Origin of the sequence: Sinorhizobium glycinis (genome assembly GCF_001651865.1) — a bacterium.
In the GTDB taxonomy this organism is placed as follows: Bacteria; Pseudomonadota; Alphaproteobacteria; order Rhizobiales; family Rhizobiaceae; genus Sinorhizobium; species Sinorhizobium glycinis.
Genome location: NZ_LPUX01000061.1, coordinates 508,660 through 526,684 on the forward strand (window position 1 = coordinate 508,660; position 18,025 = coordinate 526,684).

Genomic DNA, 18,025 nt, shown 5'->3' on the forward strand with positions numbered 1-18,025 from the left:
TAGGATTTCTTCCATCGCGCCCTCCTGTCGCTCCGCCTGCGCCGAGCGCGTCGCTTACCCACGAGTAACCGGCGTCTGCTGATGCTGGACCATTCGCCAGTCCTCGCCGGTTCGTGCATAGGTCGAGGTGCAATAGGCCGCATAGGGTACAGCGGGATCGCGACGGGCGTCGGCCCTATAGGCGAGCACCAGAACGCTGTCGTTGGGCCGAGCGCTCCGCTGCTCCGTCATCGCGACGTCCAGCCATCGCGGCGTGCCATCGAGGGCCCGGATGATTTCCACCCCGCCCAGAATGCCGCCCGGCTCAAAAGCCATCAGGCATTCGTCGTCGAGCAGGTGCTGGTAGACGCCGGCGCCTTCGAGCCATAGCTTGCGTTCCCATTCCCAGGCCTCTTTGTCATCCATATCGTCCTCCGTCGTTGCCCTCCCGGGCATTCACCGGAAAACGCTGGAGGTCGGAATCCGATCCCGGAAAATCTGCTACTTGCGGATGATACTGCCGAGAGGGCGCTTCAGCAGGCTCTCGCGCAGCGAGCCTGGCCGCTTCGGTTCGGCCGAGCCTATGAACGCGCGTTCCGGCTGTCCCGGCTCATGCAGCGTCCGCGCGGCGTCTCTTTCCGCCTGCCCGGAAAGGATCTGCTCGCGGATCTGGTTGAAGCGCTCGAGCTGCGGATTGACCGGCTCGGGCCGGTGCGGCAGCATATCTGGCCGATAGGATTCGAGTGCGGCCTCGTGTAAGTCGTCGCCGGTGTCGACGGGCTCGACTTTGTCGAGAGCATCGCCGGCGTCATCCTCGTGGGCGGCCGCCAGACTGTTCTGGGCGGCGAGATAGCTTTGCTGGAAGCTTGAAATATCGGGTCCGTTCATGGCGCGCATGCGGCTGACGATCGAACGAAGGTCGACGACCGGCGGCGCATCCTCGTCGACCTTGTCGGTGATGCCGTGGGCGCGCGGCAGCCTCTCCTCTTCGACCCGGCTGAAGCGCATGCGCATCGGCACCGCTACGGCCTCGCCGAAGGCGATCGCCTCGCCGTTGCCGATCGAGGAAATGAAGCTGGTGGTCGAGATCGACGAATTGGAGATCGCCGAGCGGATGATTTCCTGGTCGCGGTCATTGGCGAGCCGCATGGCAAACACGGTCGAGCACTGCGAGAGGATCGTCGGATCGAGTTCACCGGGGCGCTGCGTGATAATGCCGAGCGACACGCCGTATTTGCGGCCTTCCTTGGCGATCCGGGCGATCGCCTGGCGCGTCGGCAGGAAGCCGAGCGTGGGGTCGGCCGGCACGTAACGGTGAGCCTCTTCGCAGACAACCAGCATATGGATGCCGCCATTGCTCCAGAGGCCGATTTCGAATGCCATGCGGCAGAGCACCGAAGCGACGGAATTGACGACCTCGGAAGGGATGCCGGCGAGTTCGAAGGTGGCGATCGGCTTGCCTTCGCCGGGTATGCGGAAGATCTTGGCGATCGTATCCTGGATCGTGTCGGTGATGGTGTTCGACGAGAACATGAAGTGATAGCGCGGATCATTGATGGCCGAGACGATCTTGACCTTCAGCGAGCGCAGGTGCGGCTTGTCGGTGCGGCCCTCGAGGCGGCCGATGCGCTCGTCGATCATCGCGAGGAGATCGGCAATGCGGTAGGGGACCGGCGTGTCTGCGGTGATCGAGCTTTTCTCGGTCTGGCGGCGCATCAGGCCGGATTCGCCGCCCTTGAAGGCCTTCTTCGCATCCGGGATGACGTCGCGCAGGATGTCGAGCTCTTCCGGAACCGGCGGCCGTCCGCGAAAGATCACTTCGGCGAACTCCTCCAGGCGGAAGAACCAGAAAGGCAGGTCGAGCGAGTCGGTCTCGATGACCACCGCATGCTCCGGAAAGGCGGCGGCGAACTCGTTGTGTGGATCGAGGATCAGTACGCGCAGCTTCGGATCGGCGGCGATCGCCTTGTTGAGCAGCAGGGTGACCGCCGTCGACTTGCCGACGCCGGTCGTTCCGACGATGGCGAAATGCTTGGCGAGCATCGAAGGCACATGGATTGTCGCGTCGAGGCTTTCGTCCTGCGTCAGCCTGCCGATGACGCAACTGTCCAGCTGCCTGGAATCATAGATGCGCGCGAGGTCGGTGGCACGGATCCGATGCGCGATCGCGCCAAGATAGGGATAGCGGCTGATGCCGGCCGAGAACTCTTCGCGTCCGTCCGGACCCATGAAGACCTCGCCCATCAATTCGACTTCGATGCGGAAGGTGTTGTTCGTCTCCTCGCTCCATTCTTCGGCAGCGGTCTGCATCGAGCAGACGAGAGCGACGACGCGGTTTGTGCCGACCGAGATCGAAATCAGCCGGCCGACCGACCAAAGCTCGGAGAGCGACGTTTCGCCCCGTTCGGCCACAGCTGCGATGGTTGCGCGCGAACCGTTGCAGGCGACGACCCGCCCGAGAAAGCGGTTCCCCGGCTTCATGCCGTCGCGGCGATCCTGTTCCCCGGCACTGGTCGGGGCTTGAGTTTCACTGTTGAACAACACACACCTCGGCTAATAGCGTTCCAGAATAGCGGAGCGACTTTAATAAGTGGTTGCCGTGCCCCGCCGCATCCCGCGCCGTTGTTTCAAGCAGGTTCACGACAATCCCGAGCTGGCGAAATCCTGGCAAATCGGCGTTGACGGGTCATGGATTTCTGTTTATCAAATCGCCCCATGAAAAATTTCGCGGTTATTCTTGTGGTGGGACGGCGCATGGGCAGGATGGTGTAACCATCCGGCGGTAGCCACCCATGCGCTGAACGAGGCTCCTGATGGGGCCTTTTTTTATGTCCTCAAACAAGCTAATCACCCCAAGCCTTACAAAAGGGACGGAAGCAGGCCAATGAGCGGAACTGAAAACCAGATGACAGGGGCGGAGATCGTCCTCCAGGCCCTGAAGGACAATGGCGTCGAACACATCTTCGGCTATCCCGGCGGCGCCGTGCTTCCGATCTATGACGAGATCTTCCAGCAGGAAGAGATCCAGCACATTCTCGTTCGTCATGAGCAGGGCGCCGGCCACATGGCCGAAGGCTATGCCCGCTCCACCGGCAAGGTCGGCGTCATGCTGGTCACCTCCGGTCCCGGCGCCACCAATGCCGTCACGCCGCTCCAGGACGCGCTGATGGATTCGATCCCGCTCGTCTGCATCTCCGGTCAGGTTCCGACGCCGCTGATCGGTTCGGACGCCTTCCAGGAATGCGACACGGTCGGCATCACGCGGCCCTGCACCAAGCACAACTGGCTGGTCAAGGACGTCAACGATCTCGCCCGCATCATCCACGAGGCGTTCCGCATCGCCCAGTCGGGGCGGCCGGGTCCGGTCGTCGTCGACATCCCGAAGGACATCCAGTTCGCGACCGGCACCTACACGCCGCCCTCCGCCGTTCCGGCGCAGAAGAGCTACCAGCCGAAGACGCAGGGCGACCTGAAGAAGATCGAAGAAGCGATCGCGCTGATGAAGGCGGCGCGCCAGCCGATCATCTATTCCGGCGGCGGCGTCATCAATTCCGGACCGCAGGCGGCGCATTTCCTGCGCGAGCTGGTCGAACTCACCGGCTTCCCGATCACCTCGACGCTGATGGGCCTCGGCGCCTATCCGGCCTCCGGCAAGAACTGGCTCGGCATGCTCGGCATGCACGGCACCTACGAGGCCAACATGGCGATGCATGACTGCGACGTCATGATTTGCATCGGCGCCCGCTTCGACGACCGCATAACCGGCCGCCTCAACGCCTTTTCGCCGAACTCGAAGAAGATCCACATCGACATCGACCCGTCTTCCATCAACAAGAACGTCCGGGCCGACGTCCCGATCGTCGGCGATGTCGCGAATGTCCTCGAAGACATGGTCCGGCTCTGGCGCGCGGCGGCGAAAACGGTCGACAACGCACGACTGAATGACTGGTGGGGGGCGATCGCCAAGTGGCGGGCGCGCAATTCGCTGGCCTACACGCCGAGCGACGAGGTGATCATGCCGCAATACGCCATCCAGCGGCTCTATGAACTCACCAAGGATCGTGACACCTACATCACTACCGAGGTCGGCCAGCACCAGATGTGGGCGGCGCAGTTCTTCGGCTTCGAGCAGCCGAACCGATGGATGACGTCGGGCGGTCTCGGCACGATGGGCTACGGCTTCCCGGCGGCGCTCGGGGTCCAGGTGGCGCATCCGGAGAGCCTCGTCATCGATATCGCTGGCGACGCCTCGATCCAGATGTGCATCCAGGAAATGTCCTGCGCGGTCCAGTACGGCCTGCCGGTCAAGATCTTCATCCTCAACAACCAGTACATGGGCATGGTCCGGCAGTGGCAGCAGCTCCTGCACGGCAACCGCCTGTCGCATTCCTACACGGAAGCGATGCCCGACTTCGTCAAGCTGGCCGAAGCCTACGGCGGCATCGGTATCCGCTGCGAGAAGCCCGGCGAGTTGGACGATGCGATCCGGCGAATGATCGACACGCCGGCGCCGGTGATCTTCGATTGCCGCGTTGCCAACCTCGCCAACTGCTTCCCGATGATCCCGTCCGGCAAGGCGCATAACGAGATGCTGCTCCCCGACGAGGCGACGGACGAAGCGGTTGCGAATGCGATCGACGCCAAGGGCCGCCAGCTCGTCTGAGGATCAAGGGTTAGGAAACAAGAGAATGAGCGCACATCTTCAACCGACGGGCTCCGCCTATTTCATCGCCAAGGAGACGGAGCTTGCTGAGACGCACACGCTCTCCGTGCTCGTCGACAACGAGCCGGGCGTGCTCGCCCGCGTCATCGGCCTGTTTTCCGGCCGCGGCTACAACATCGAGAGCCTGACGGTCTCCGAAACCGAGCACGAGGCGCACCTGTCGCGCATCACCATCGTCACGCGCGGTACGCCGCATGTGCTTGAGCAGATCAAGAATCAGCTCGAGCGGCTGGTGCCGGTGCATCGCGTCGTCGATCTGACGGTACGCGCCGCCGGGCTCGGCCATGATCGGCCGGTCGAGCGTGAACTGGCGCTCGTCAAGGTGCACGGCTCGGGCGAGCACCGCGTCGAGGCGCTCAGGCTTGCCGACGCCTTCCGTGCTTCCGTGATCGACGCCAATATCGATCACTTCGTCTTCGAGATCACGGGCAAGCCTTCGAAGATCGAGCAGTTCATCGCCATCATGAAACCGCTCGGACTGATCGAGGTGTGCCGCACGGGTATTGCCGCGATGAATCGCGGGCCGCAGGGGATGTGACCTTCTTCATCTATGATAGGCTGCATGGGACGGAACTTTGCCCCTCACCCTAGCCCTCTCCCCGCGCGCGGGGAGAGGGGACTGGAGGCCGAGGCCTGGCCGCGAGTCCCCTTCGCCCCGCTTGCGGGGAGAAGGTGCCGGCAGGCGGATGAGGGGCGATCAAGAACCATCACTCCGTGATTCCCACCAGTCTAAATCACCTCCAGCCGCATCTTCCTCCTCGGCGGCGGAAAGACCCGGTCGAGCTCGGCGAGATTTTCGGCCGTCAGATGGATATCCATGCCATCGCGGTTTTCGCGGGCGCGCTCGGCAGAGGCGGTCTTCGGTATAGTGATCACGCCGGAGCGGGTCTTGAGAAAGGCGAGGGCGATCTGCGCAGGCGTCGCCTGATGCGCCTTGGCGATCTGGACCAGGTCGGCATCGTGGAGCAGGCGACCTTCATCAAGCGGCGAATAGGCCATGACCGGCACGCCACGGTCGCGGCACCAGGGCAACAGGTCGTACTCGATGCCGCGGCGGGCGAGATTGTAGAGAACCTGGTTTGCCGCAACGTTGCCGCCGTCCGGCACAGACTGCAACTCCCTCATGTCGTCGACATCGAAGTTCGAAACGCCCCAGGCGAGGATCTTGCCGGCCTTCTTCAGTTCTTCAAAAGCGGCAACGGTTTCGGCAAGCGGATGGCCGCCGCGCCAATGCAGGAGATAGAGGTCGATGCGGTCGGTGCCGAGATTTCGCAGACTGCGTTCGCAGGCGGCAATCGTGCCCGATCGGCTGGCATTGGAGGGCAGCACTTTGCTGACGATGAACGCTTCGTCGCGGCGGCCGTGGACCGCTTCGCCGACAATCCGTTCGGCGCCGCCGTCGCCGTACATTTCGGCCGTGTCGATCAGCGTCATGCCGAGATCAAGTCCGACCTGGAGGCTGCGGATTTCGCCGGCCGCCTTTGCCCGGATCTCCCCCATCCGCCAAGTTCCCTGACCGAGGACCGGTACGTTGCGCCCGTCGGGGAAAGTCGTAGCGGGTATCGGATCGTGCATGGGATGCGCCCTCGTTTGATTTCGAAAACTCCAAAATGGTATTCGGGCGGGAAAAGTCCATGCTATTCAGTCGACGCGCCAGAGGTGACGGAAGACGCAAATCGAAAATTGTCGCGCTACGCCTTGCGGAGAGCGCCATCGCTCACTACATGCGCCCTATCGATGTTGGTCGGCGACGTTGTCCTCCCGCAACGGCCGGATACGCGCCAACAGATGTTGTCTCCCTGCCTTTGACCACGGATGTACTGGCATCGGCGGTCGAGATGACGAGGAAGGTCGGGTTCTTGCCCGGCCTTTTTTGTTTGCCATCCTTTTTTTGTTGCCATTGTCGCCGATGGGAGAACAAGCCGTCGATTCATCACATCTGGTTTTGTGACCATGACATATTGATTCAGGTTTCTGCCGTAATGCATTAGAATTGGCCGGGTTTCCGGCAGAGGAGGCACGGAATGTCGGATCATCATCATGGCCATGGGGATGATCATGGCCATCATCATTACGACAACCATTTCACCGACATGGAAGCGCGTGTGAAAGCGCTTGAGATGGTGCTGACGGAGAAGGGGCTGATCGACCCGGCGGCAATCGATGCGATCGTCGAGACTTACGAAACAAAGGTCGGTCCGCGCAACGGCGCCCGCGTCGTTGCCAAGGCCTGGAGCGATGCGGAGTTTGCCGACTGGCTGCGGCGCGACGCCACGGCCGCGATCGCCAGCCTCGGCTTTACCGGGCGGCAGGGCGAACATATGCGCGCCGTCTTCAACACGCCCGATACCCACAACCTCATCGTCTGCACGCTTTGCTCCTGCTATCCCTGGGCGGTGCTCGGCCTGCCGCCCGTATGGTACAAGGCGCCGCCCTATCGCTCGCGTGCCGTCATCGATCCGCGCGGCGTGCTTGCGGAATTCGGGCTTGAGCTGCCGGTCGAGAAGAAGATCCGCGTCTGGGATTCGACGGCGGAACTCCGCTATCTCGTCGTGCCCGAGCGGCCCGAGGGAACGGAAGGCTTCACGGAGCAGGGGCTGGCCGATCTTGTCTCGCGCGACTCGATGATCGGCACAGGACTGGCATTGTCACCGGAGGCGGTGCGATGAACGGGCCTCACGATCTTGGCGGCCAACACGGCCTGGGCGCGATCGCGCCGGAAAGGGACGAGCCCTATTTCCATGCGGATTGGGAGAAACGGGCGCTTGGCATCACACTATCCTGCGGGGCGTTCGGCGCCTGGACGATCGACGAGAGCCGGCATGCGCGCGAAAGCCTGCCGCCCGCGACTTATCTTGCGGCAAGCTATTACGAGATCTGGACTCGTGCGCTGGAAACGCTCCTGACGCGCCATGGCTTTGTCACTCAAACGGAGCTCGATGCAGGCCATATGCTTGAAAAGGGGCGCGAAGCGAAGCGGGTGCTCATGGCCGATATGGTCGCGGGCGTGCTCGCCAAGGGCGGGCCTTGTGATCGGCCGGTGCAGACACCGCCACGTTTTGTCGTCGGGGAAACCGTGCGCACCAAAAATTTCAACCCGGAGACTCATACGCGCCTGCCGCGCTACGCCCGTGCCAAGCTTGGCGTGGTGGAAGCGGTGCAGGGCGGATTTGTCTTCCCGGACGACAACGCCCACGGCAAGGGCGAGAACCCGCAGTGGGTTTACACGGTGGTCTTTGATGGCAGGGAGATCTGGGGTGAGGGCGCCGATCCGTCACTGACCGTCTCGATCGATGCCTGGGAGAGCTATCTTGAGCACGTGTAACACCACATCTCCGCTGGTCGCCTCCGCCGAACTGCCGAAATCGGCAGACGGCGACCCAATCTTTGCCGAGCCCTGGCAGGCGGCCGCCTTCGCCATGACCGTCCGGCTCCACGAGCAAGGGGTGTTTTCCTGGACTGAATGGGCCGAGGCGCTTTCGACCGAACTCCACAAGCCGGGCCGTAAGCCGGACGGCAGCGATTATTATGATTGCTGGGTCGCGGCGCTCAGCCAACTCGTGGCGAAGCTCTCCATCACGTCTGGTCCGGAACTCGAGGCACTGGTACGAAGTTGGCAGCGTGCTGCCGAAGCGACGCCGCACGGCAAGCGGATCGTCCTGGAGAACGATCCGCTGCGACGAGGATGAGTCGGGCGTGCTATGAGGCTTCCGATCCCTCGAATTGCCGATAACATTCGCCGGCGACCTTCCTGAGGACGTCGCGCGGCACCTCGCCGGTGACCGCGTAGCCGATCTCGCCGTCGATCCAGTAGAAGGTCTCGAGGCCACCCTGGCTTGCAATGCGGAAGCTCGTTTCGCGATTGTCCCTATTGCGGCCGAGAAGCACCGTCAATCGCTGGCCGGAGCCGTCCTCATACATCAGCATGGCGCCCGCCGTCCCATTGACCGGGATGAGCCTGCCGCCGACGAGCGAAAATCCGACCGCCGAGAGATCGGGGATCTTCAAGCCATAATCGAGCCGCTTGCCGAGCCAGGTCGCGAGATGCGCCTGTTGGTCGGCCCCGACCTCGACCGGATGGCGCACCTCGCTTGCGTAGACGAGGAACGCGGATTGCGCCTGGCGCGGAAGGCTGTCGGGGCTCGCAGCCGTCTCAAGCGGCCGATCCGGGGCGACCATCCCGGGGATATAGAAACCAGCAAGGCCGCCCGCGACGAAGATCAGGAGACCGGCGGCGATGCGCCGGAGCACGGAGGCATGGGAAGACGCGACGGCGTTGCCCTGGTGCCGGCGGGCGGAGACCAGCGCCCGATCGCCTTCTTCGCCGCGGGCATAAGGTGCGAAATGTTGTTTCAGCGCTGCCGCCTGGGCCTGCCATTCGCGGACCTCTTGAGCCCGGGCCGGGTGCATATCCAGCCAGGCCTCGATACGCGCGCGCTCCGGCGGGCTGAGGTAGCCATCGACATAGGCGTGCAGTTCGTCTTCGGAGACTGTGTTGAATTCGTGCGTCATTTCGGTCTCCGCAGGGCGATCACGTTGCCGTCCTTCATTATTTCCGCAAGCTGGCGGCGGGCGCGCGACAGGCGCGACATCACCGTGCCGATCGGAATAGCCATCATCTCCGCCACATCCTGATAGCGGTAACCCTCGATCACCACGAGCATCAGCACTGAGCGGTTCTCCGCCGACAGCCGGTCCAGCGCGCGTTCGAGCCGGCGACTTTGCAAGGGATCGGCGTTTTGGTCCTCGGCAACGAGGCCAAGCGCTTCCTCGTACTCGACCTCGGGATGCAGGGCGCGGTGGCGGTGGCGGTTGCGATAGAGGTTCGTCATGATCGTGAAGGCCCAGGCGCGCAGGTTCACGCCTCGCCATTGCTGACGCCGCGCCAGCACTTTCTCGATGCAGTCCTGCAACAGGTCCTCGCCGTCCGAATCGGACCGGGCGAGGCTGCGCGAATAGCGTCTCAGCGCTGGCATCAGGCCGAGGACGCCTTCTTCAAAAGCATCGGGCGCTGAAGCATCCGCACCCGCGCTCGCGTCCGAACCGTCACGGTCTTGCGACATCCCATTCGCCCTTCACACCGTCACCGGTGATGTCGCCCATCTTCTTATCCTTGACCCAGAAATAAAGCGGCATGCCGTCCTTGGCCCATTGCTTGCTGCCGTCCTTACGCTCGACGATCGAATAGGCGCCTTCAGCCGCCGCGTCGCCTTCCACCATGAAGGGCGGCCAGTTCTTTGCGCATTGATCATAGCAGGTGGAGACGCCCTTCTGGTCGTCTCGGTATGTGTAAAGCGTCATGCCGTTTGCTGCGGCAAGCACCGGACCTTTTTCGCTTTCGACCGTTTTGACCGGCGGCGCCGCCAACGCCGAGGCGGTCATGGCAAACGAAATGGCAGTGGCTAATGCAAACGTTCTCATGGGAGATTTCCCTTCCGAAATTGCCCGACCGGCTGCCGGCCGCGAACCGGTCCAAGCTGGTTCATGCGAATGAGACACAGCGACCGACGGAATTATTCCCTCGGCGCTCGTGCCGGTTGCGGCTGGCAGGAAGAAGGCTTCGAAGATCTGCTGCGCCGTTGTCGTGAGCGCGACGGCGGCGGAGAGCTTTTTGTTCTGCGGGGAGGAACGCCGGCCGCCTCAGGCCCGGTCGGCGACGAAGCGAGCGAGAGCCGGGCCGATCAGCGTGATAATCAGCAATCTGGCGGTCTGCAGCGCCATCACGAAGGGGAGGTCGACGTCGCTCGAGGCGGCGATGACGGCAATGGAATCGAGACCGCCGGGACTGGTGGCGAGATAGGCGGTCAGCGGATCGATGCCGGCTGCCTTGATGAGCAGCAGCGCAAGCGAGCCGGAAAAAGCCATCAGCACGAGAATGGAAACGACCGTCGGCACGAAGGCGCGGCGCGCATGCGCGATGATGCTGCGGGTGAAGCCCAGCCCGATGTTCCAGCCGAGCAGCGCGAAGGAAAGCGCCAGCAGCCACTGCGGCAGTTCGATCTTAAGCATGCCGGAGACATTGAGCGCCGAACCGATGGCAAAAGGGACGAGGAAGGCGCCGGCCGGCACGCGCAGCACCTTGCCGAGGAAGCCACCGACGATGCCGACGGCGAGCGTCGCGAGGAACGGCAGGCCGGCGACCGGCTCAAACCAGCGGGTCGCGGTGTCGGCCTCCGTGCCGGTGACCCAGAGATGCGCGATCATCGTCGCGGCGCCCGCGACGAAGACGACCCGCAGGTATTGCATGAAGGCAACGAGACGGACATCCGCGCCATAGGCGTCGGCCATGAGCAGCATGGTTGAGGCCGCACCGGCCGAGGAGCCCCAGATCGCTGTCGTTCCCGGCAGGATCCGCATCCGCGTGATCGTCCAGCCGCAGAGCGTGCTGACGCCGATCACCGACAGGATGACAGCGAGGAAGAGCGGCCAATTGCTGGAAAACGTCGCAAACAGGTCGGGTCGCATCGAGCCGGCGATCATCATCGCTAGGACGAACTGCACGCAAAAAAAGAACTGGCGGGGCAGGCGGATCGTGCCGCCGTTCATCCCGACGAGCGCGCCGGCAACCATGGGCCCCATCAGAAGCCCGGCCGGAATGCCCGCCATTTCGAAAAGAGCAGCAAAGGTGAGAGAAAGCACGGCCAGCAGGCACCATTGCCAGGCGCGGGGCAAGCGACCAAGCCCAGTGCTTTCGGGCGCCATCGGCGTTGCGGGCTGTTCCGGCTTCAAGGTCATTCTCCGGCGAGGGACGGTAGCAGCATCGGGCGGGCCGATTCAAGGTGGCGTGTCACTACTACAGCGATATTGCAGCGAGAGTGGGCTTCCGGACGCAGAGCATGAGACCGATTGACGGCTCTCCCGCCGCAGAAGATTCCGCGCAAGCACCTGCAGGCGGCATTGTGAGCGCCGAAGCATGTACTTCGAGGTAGACGGAAATCCGGACTTGCGCCGAGCCACCGAATCCTGACACTGCAGGCCATGCAATTCGCTCCGCAACAGGATGAGGCCCTGCAGGCCGTTTCGCGTTGGCTGAAGGAAGGCCGCTCGCCGCTGTTCCGGCTGTTCGGCTATGCCGGCACCGGCAAGACGACACTTGCCCGGCACTTCGCAGAGCATGTCGACGGGGAGGTGTTGTTCGCGGCCTTCACCGGCAAGGCCGCGCAGGTGTTGCGCTCCAAGGGCGCCAGCAATGCGAAGACCATCCATTCGCTGATCTACCGGCCGCGCGGCGAGGAGGAAGTCGAGGACGAAGAAACCGGCAAGACCTCGATCGCGCCGATGTTCGCCATCAACCGCCAGAGCCCCGTCGCCAAGGCGGCGTTGATCATCATCGACGAATGCTCGATGGTCGACGAGGCGCTCGGCAGGGACCTGATGAGCTTCGGCACGCCAATCCTCGTGCTCGGGGACCCGGGGCAGCTGCCGCCAGTGTCGGGTGGGGGCTATTTCACCAATCACGAGCCGGACTATCTGCTGACCGAGATCCACCGCCAGGCGCGCGACAACCCGATCATCCAACTCGCCATGCATGTCCGCGAGGGCAAGGAGATCATGCATGGCGACTACGGCACGGCGCAGATCATTTCCAAGAGCGAGGTGACCCAGCCCATGGTGCTGGAGGCAGATCAAGTGCTGGTCGGCACCAACCGGACGCGGCGGCGCTACAACCAGCGTCTGCGCGAGCTGAAGGGCTTTACGAGCGAGTATCCTCAGTCGGGCGACAAGCTCGTATGCCTCAGGAACGATCCGGCCAAGGGCCTGCTCAACGGTTCGCTCTGGCAGGTGATGAGCTCGTCGAAAGAGACGGTCAAGCCGGGCATAAATCTGATGATCCGTCCCGAAGACGACGACATGGATCGCGGCGCCGCGAAGATCAAACTGCTGAAAGCAGCCTTCGAGGAGGTCGAGGGCGAAATTCCCTGGTCCACCCGCAAGCGCTATGACGAGTTCGACTACGGCTATGCGTTGACCGTCCACAAGGCACAGGGCTCGCAATGGAACAATGTCGTGCTCTTCGACGAGAGCTGGGCCTTCCGCGACACGCGCGAACGCTGGCTCTACACGGCAATCACCCGCGCGGCGGAGCAACTGACGATCATCAGGTGATCATTAGCCTGCCGCCTTGAGAGGAGCCGACAATGCCGTCAATTGGATTGCTGATCACTTTTCTCATCACCACAGCCGTATTCGCTTATGTGCCAGGGCCGGCCATGCTTTACGCGGCGGCGCAGACAATGGCACGCGGCCGCTGGTCCGGCCTGATGGCGACGCTTGGCATTCACATCGGCGGCTATGTGCATGTCGCCGCGGCTGCCGTGGGGCTTTCGGCGCTTTTTCATGCCGTGCCCACGCTTTATCTGACGGTCAAGCTGGCCGGTGCCGCCTATCTGATCTGGATGGGTATTTCGCTCTTCCGCGCAAAGGCTCAAGGCGATGTGGCGCTGCCGGAAATGCAGGCGAAATCGGGGAGACGTGCCTTTTTCGAGAGCATCATAGTCGAAGTTCTCAACCCGAAGACCGCGATTTTCTTCGTTGCCTTCCTGCCGCAGTTCGTCGACGCGTCGGCGACGCTTCCCGTTTGGGCGCAATTCGTCGTCCTCGGATCGATCGTCAACCTGATGTTCTCGTCGGCGGATGTCCTTTGCGTCGTGTTGGCCGGCGCGCTCCTGTCGAGGCTTAGGCGCTCACGTCGCACGCGGCGGCTGGTCCAGCGCCTCGGCGGCGTGACCCTCATCGGATTGGGCACCCATCTCGCCCTGCAGAAGAGCTGATGGACGGCTGCCGTCACACTGCCGTGATCACCCCGATCTAGACCTACGATCGCGCACCGACAGATAGAGAGATCTAGTTCGTTGCAACCCTCCGCCGATTGACATAGACCGGTGGGGCGATCAGCCTTGGCTTTACCAAGGGAAGAAGGGCCAGGCCGCCTCCTCAAATCAGGCCTTTAAGGAATTACAAGAAATAGGTTACTTGTCTTGAATATGCGCGTCTAAGTCTCAAGGCGGCGCGCTCCCGAATGCGGGGTGGTGCATGCTGCGCGAAAGCCGGACCAATACACCGCGAAAAGCAGTCGGCCGCACGGCACGCGCCGGCGGTCCTTCGGCGCATGGCAGCGAGCGCCGTATCGTTACGGCGCTCTGTTACGACCTTGTCGGATCTACCGATCTGCTGCATCTCATGGACATTGAGGACTATCAGGAGCTGATGGCGGCCTTCCAGCGGTCGGCAAGGGCGTCGATCGCGGCGCATTCCGGAGTGATGCAGCACGAGGCTGGCGATGGCGGAGTGGCGCTGTTTCCGATCGATCTTGACGCGAAGGACGCGGCCTCGCTCGCCATCCGGGCGGGGCTCGGCATCGTCGAAGCCTGCAAGCGGGTTGGCCGAGAGGGCCGACGGGAAGATCTGCGCGTGCGCGTTGGCGTTGCGACCTCCGTCGCATTGGTCCGCGACTTGGCGCGGGAAAGCTCGACGGAGGAGCCAGTCACTGGTGCTGCACTCGCCATGGCTGCCCGCCTCCAAACCATCGCCGAGCCCAACAGCGTCCTGGTTTCCGAAGAGACACGAAACCTGGCCGGGCGGTCGCACGCTTTCGTGTTCCAGGGCAGCAAGGCGCTCAAGGGCTTTTCCACACCCGAAAAAGTGTGGCGGGCGCTCGGTCACAAGATGGAGGTCGATCGCTTCTATGCCTACGGCAGGCTTGGCGGGCCCTTCATCAACCGCGAGAGCGAGTTGGATGCGATCGCCCGGACCTGGGATCGCGTTCTTTCGGGACGGGGTGCAACTATCCTCATCGAGGGGGATGCTGGCATCGGCAAGTCCCGACTGCTGAGGGAGATCCGTCGGCGGACGCGGGATCGGCGATCGAAGTTGTTGTTCTTCCAGTGCCTGCCAGGCGGATACCGTTCGACGCTCCATCCTCTGCAGCACAGTTTCCCTGGTGGGAGCGAGGGTCGGATGGGGCTGACTCATTCCGATGTGGCGACGTTGTTCGCGCGCAACGGTATCGAGGACCGAGAGACTATCGACGTCTTCGCCTATCTGCTTGGAGCAGAGGGGCGAAATCAGCTGCTGTCCAATGACAACCCCAAGACGATCCGGGAAAAGGCGCATCGGGCGCTCTTGCGGGCGCTCGAAGCAGTCTGTCGGAAGGGGCCGGTAGTCGTGGCGGTGGAGGACGTCCACTGGATCGATCCGACTTCGCGGGACCTGCTCGGCGAAGCGGCGCGGCTCATTGATCAGTTCCCGATCTTTCTCGTTTTGACGTCGCGCCGCGGTTCAGCCGCCGATTGGCTGGATGCGGCAAACCCGCTGCGGCTGTCGCTGCGGCCGCTCGACAGCGACGAGACGAGGCTGGCGATCATGGCGAAGTGGCCGGGGCATCGGCTGGCGATGCTGCCGGAGCTTTTCGAGGTGGCGGAGCGGATCTCGGGCGGCGTTCCGCTGTTCATCGAGGAAATCTGCCAATGGGCCTCGCAGAATGCCGAGGCGGATGAGGCGAGCCTGTCGGAGAACATGAAGCCGGCCCATCTATCGGCGTTCGAATCCATCCTTGACGCGCGCCTGCAGCTCTTGGGTCCGGCGAGAGAGGTGGCGAGAGCGTCCGCCGTTGCCGGCACCCAGGTAACCTTGCCGCTGCTGCGCGTGCTGCTGCCGGATTTCAGCAAGAAGGCGATTGCAAGTGCCGCCGACACGCTGTGCGAGACCGGGTTCCTGACGCGGGTGCGGGCGCCCGGTGGCGTCGCCTACGGCTTCCGCCACGTGCTGATCCAGGAGACGATCTACAACGCGCTGTTGCGCAAACAGCGGCAGGTGCTGCACCGGCGGCTCTTTACCGCTGCGAACCAGAATAGACACATGGCCGCCTGGATCGACACCGGCGCACTTGCCGAACATGCGGAGCGAGCCGGCCTTCTCGAAAATGCGATCGAACTGCTGATAGCGGCCGGAAAGGAGAGTTCGAGCCGGTCGGCAATGATCGAGGCGCGCCAATATCTCGAACATTCGCTGGCGCTTTGCAGCCAATTGGGCGAGGGACGCCCCGTCGAGACCTTGCAGCTTGCCGCGCTGACGGCGCTCGGGCCCATACTGATCGGGATGGTCGGGATGAGTTCGCAACCGGCGCGTCAGCTGTACGAGGACGGTGTGGCGATTGCCCGCCGGCAGCCGATGTCGGAGCAGTCCAGGTGGTTTCCGATCTATTGGGGATGGTGGCTGACCGGGTCGGATTTTCGGGTCATGCATGACCGCGCTCTTGAAGTGCAATCCATGCTCGCCGAGGTCGAGGATCCGGAGATAAGGCTACAGATCAACCACTGCATATGGGCAATCGATTTCAACCTCGGCCACCACCGCCAGACGCAAGACGCGATCCGATCGGGTCTGGCACTTTACGACGAGAGGACGGCAAGGACGAACCGGACGCTCTATGGCGGGCACGACGCCAGGGTCTGCGGTCTCGGTCAACTGGCATTGTCACTGTGGCTCACGGGCAGGACAAGCGCCTCGGATGCGGCGCTCTCAAGAATGATCGCTTTCGTTGACCGCATCGCGCACGCGCCGAGCAAGGCGCACTCCCTCGACACGGAAGCGGTCTCCGCCTTCTACCGGGACGACTTCGCGCGCCTCACGGATGTAGCCGAACGCATGGCGGACTTCGCAAGGAAGCATGAAATGCGGTCGCTATCGGCGCTTTCTCTCCTCTTTCGCGGGTGGGCCACCGCGCATGTCGAAGACCTGGCGACCGGGCATAACACCTTTCAGAAAGGTCTGGAGCATCTCCAAGAGCTCGGCACCGTCATCGACCTGCCGATCTACCTCCATATGCATGCCACCATGCTGGGCCTCTCGAAAAGGTATGACGACGCGATCGAGGTCGCGGATCAGGCAATCGAAAGAGCGCAGCAGACCTATCACGCCTATTGGCTCGCCGAGCTTTTCCGGTGCCGTGCGGTTCTCCTTGCCCAGGCCGAGGCAAACTCGGATCGTGTCGTGGCGGATTTGTGCTCGGCCGTAGAGATTGCCGAACGTCAGGGGGCGAAGGCTCTGCTGCAACGGGCCAGGCGTTCAATCCGGGAGCTCGGCGTTGCCGACAGGCTTTGATTCCGAGGACGGCACGAGGAAAGACCAGGCGTTCCGCAGCCAGGAACTCGCCGGATTTCATCAGGCAATCGTCACGGGACTTCGCCAGCCCTGGTTGCACGGGACAGTACCAGGGGATGCCGACGAGCGGTTGAGGAGGATTCGACCGCTCTGCCGAAGAGCGCGCATAACGCGGCTTGCGGAATTGACGGGTCTCGATCGCCTTGAACTGCCCGTCGTACAGGCCATTCGCCCCGCCGCACTCTCGGAGGTAACGTCCTTGGGCCGAGGCATTGCCTTGGCGGAGGCGGCCGTAGGGGCAGTCATGGAGTCGCTCGAGCGCTACTACGCCGAAGCCATCCCGCCCGCGCGTACGTTTCTCGCTCGGGCCGAGGAACTCGATGTCGGCGACGGCATGTTCGAACCCCTGCTGCTGCCGGATTACCGGGAGAACTGGCGACAACGCGTGATACCCTGGATCAGGGGCGTAGATATTGCCACCGGTTGCCTACGGCCGGTTCCGCTGGAACTTGTGCATACCTGTTATACGGAGCCGCAACCTGCTGGCGACGGCCTGTTCGTCCGCACGACCACGGGCCTTGCCTGCCATATGGATGCTTGCAGTGCCTTTCTGCACGGCCTGTTCGAGTGCATCGAGCGCGATGCAATCGCCCGGGCCTTTGCGACGCACGGATTTTTCGACCGGATGCGCATTGATTCGACGGGGCTTGGTGCGCGTGTGGATCATATCCGCTCAGTCGCCGCGGCCAGTGGGATAACCTTTGCCCTGTGGCATGCCCCCTCACCGGCGGGCGTTCCGGTGATCTGGTGCCAGACAATCGAGACGGGTACCGGCGAACCGATACTCTCTTTGCCGACCGAGGGCTATGCCGCCGGCCCGAGCGTCGAAGCGGCAGCTGTAAGCGCTATGCTGGAAGCGCTCTCCGCCCGGGCAGGGGCGATCTCGGGCGCTCGCGACGACCAGACGAGAGGACATTACAGGAGAAGCGTGGACGCCGTTTCGAGGGCACGTCAGCTCATCCTGGAAGAGGGGCCCGGAAGGCCGGTGGACGCAGGATTGTCGGCCCCGATTGCCGACCCGGTGTCGCTGCTGCAGCTTGTCCTGTCCGCCGGTTTGGGGCCAGTACTCGCCGTGCCTGTCGGCTCGGATGGGGAGACTGGCGTTCAATGCGTCAGGACGGTACTTGCCGGAGCCTGTCCCTTCTTTGTCCTGAGGTGAGA

16 protein-coding genes are annotated in these 18,025 nt (G+C 63.1%); 9 read left to right on the forward strand and 7 right to left on the reverse strand.

Annotated elements, in window-relative coordinates; genetic code table 11:
- Positions 1-54 precede the first annotated feature (54 nt).
- Together AU381_RS17930 and AU381_RS17935 are read right to left on the reverse strand one after the other, a co-directional pair.
- Entirely contained in the window at positions 55-405 is a 351-nt protein-coding gene (locus AU381_RS17930; protein WP_064243074.1) for a DUF4440 domain-containing protein, read from the reverse strand.
- 75 nt (positions 406-480) lie between these two features.
- Complete coding sequence (locus tag AU381_RS17935; protein ID WP_174552532.1) at positions 481-2,460, reverse strand: ATP-binding protein; 1,980 nt, start codon at positions 2,458-2,460, stop codon at positions 481-483.
- 403 nt (positions 2,461-2,863) lie between these two features.
- Here AU381_RS17935 and AU381_RS17940 point away from each other — a divergent pair, with 403 nt between their 5' ends.
- Together AU381_RS17940 and ilvN are read left to right on the forward strand one after the other, a co-directional pair.
- Positions 2,864-4,642 (forward strand): acetolactate synthase 3 large subunit, encoded by a 1,779-nt coding sequence (locus AU381_RS17940; protein ID WP_064243076.1) that lies wholly within the window; start codon positions 2,864-2,866, stop codon positions 4,640-4,642.
- Between the two features lie 25 nt (positions 4,643-4,667).
- On the forward strand, positions 4,668-5,240 hold the full coding sequence (ilvN, locus tag AU381_RS17945) for an acetolactate synthase small subunit (protein WP_012708543.1): 573 nt from the start codon (positions 4,668-4,670) through the stop codon (positions 5,238-5,240).
- A 191-nt stretch (positions 5,241-5,431) separates the two neighbouring features.
- Here ilvN and AU381_RS17950 read toward each other — a convergent pair whose 3' ends face one another.
- A complete protein-coding gene (locus AU381_RS17950) occupies positions 5,432-6,277 on the reverse strand; it encodes an aldo/keto reductase (RefSeq protein WP_064243077.1) in 846 nt (281 codons plus the stop codon).
- A gap of 449 nt (positions 6,278-6,726) precedes the next feature.
- On the opposite strand from AU381_RS17950, the gene nthA reads away from it, so the two are divergent.
- From nthA to AU381_RS17965, 3 genes are read left to right on the forward strand one after another with little or no spacing between them, the layout of a single operon-like run.
- Positions 6,727-7,371, forward strand: coding sequence for a nitrile hydratase subunit alpha (gene nthA / locus AU381_RS17955; RefSeq protein WP_064243078.1), 645 nt, complete (start codon positions 6,727-6,729; stop codon positions 7,369-7,371).
- On the forward strand, positions 7,368-8,027 hold the full coding sequence (nthB, locus tag AU381_RS17960; protein ID WP_064243079.1) for a nitrile hydratase subunit beta: 660 nt from the start codon (positions 7,368-7,370) through the stop codon (positions 8,025-8,027). Before nthA ends, nthB begins: the two co-directional genes overlap by 4 nt.
- Complete coding sequence (locus AU381_RS17965; RefSeq protein WP_162273435.1) at positions 7,996-8,391, forward strand: nitrile hydratase accessory protein; 396 nt, start codon at positions 7,996-7,998, stop codon at positions 8,389-8,391. The genes nthB and AU381_RS17965 overlap by 32 nt, the downstream gene beginning before the upstream one ends.
- A 10-nt stretch (positions 8,392-8,401) precedes the next feature.
- Here the strand turns inward: AU381_RS17965 and AU381_RS17970 are convergent, their stop codons facing one another.
- The 4 genes from AU381_RS17970 to AU381_RS17985 form a co-directional block, all read right to left on the reverse strand.
- Positions 8,402-9,214, reverse strand: coding sequence for an anti-sigma factor family protein (locus AU381_RS17970; protein ID WP_064243081.1), 813 nt, complete (start codon positions 9,212-9,214; stop codon positions 8,402-8,404).
- Positions 9,211-9,765, reverse strand: coding sequence for an RNA polymerase sigma factor (locus AU381_RS17975; protein ID WP_064243082.1), 555 nt, complete (start codon positions 9,763-9,765; stop codon positions 9,211-9,213). Before AU381_RS17975 ends, AU381_RS17970 begins: the two co-directional genes overlap by 4 nt.
- A complete protein-coding gene (locus AU381_RS17980) occupies positions 9,749-10,123 on the reverse strand; it encodes a COG4315 family predicted lipoprotein (protein WP_064243083.1) in 375 nt (124 codons plus the stop codon). The genes AU381_RS17975 and AU381_RS17980 overlap by 17 nt, the downstream gene beginning before the upstream one ends.
- Before the next feature lie 219 nt (positions 10,124-10,342).
- The gene (locus AU381_RS17985; protein WP_064243147.1) at positions 10,343-11,431 is read right to left on the reverse strand and encodes an AbrB family transcriptional regulator; all 1,089 of its coding nucleotides are present in this window, start codon (positions 11,429-11,431) and stop codon (positions 10,343-10,345) included.
- A gap of 249 nt (positions 11,432-11,680) precedes the next feature.
- Between AU381_RS17985 and AU381_RS17990 the strand changes: the two genes are divergently transcribed.
- The 4 genes from AU381_RS17990 (at position 11,681) to AU381_RS18005 (ending at position 18,023) form a co-directional block, all read left to right on the forward strand.
- Positions 11,681-12,808: an ATP-dependent DNA helicase gene (locus AU381_RS17990; protein WP_064243084.1), complete on the forward strand. Its 1,128-nt coding sequence runs from the start codon at positions 11,681-11,683 to the stop codon at positions 12,806-12,808.
- A gap of 32 nt (positions 12,809-12,840) precedes the next feature.
- The gene (locus AU381_RS17995) at positions 12,841-13,473 is read left to right on the forward strand and encodes a LysE family translocator (protein ID WP_064243085.1); all 633 of its coding nucleotides are present in this window, start codon (positions 12,841-12,843) and stop codon (positions 13,471-13,473) included.
- A 262-nt stretch (positions 13,474-13,735) separates the two neighbouring features.
- Complete coding sequence (locus tag AU381_RS18000) at positions 13,736-16,804, forward strand: ATP-binding protein (protein ID WP_064243086.1); 3,069 nt, start codon at positions 13,736-13,738, stop codon at positions 16,802-16,804.
- Positions 16,788-18,023 (forward strand): YcaO-like family protein, encoded by a 1,236-nt coding sequence (locus AU381_RS18005; protein ID WP_064243087.1) that lies wholly within the window; start codon positions 16,788-16,790, stop codon positions 18,021-18,023. The genes AU381_RS18000 and AU381_RS18005 overlap by 17 nt, the downstream gene beginning before the upstream one ends.
- The last annotated feature ends 2 nt before the right edge of the window (positions 18,024-18,025 follow it).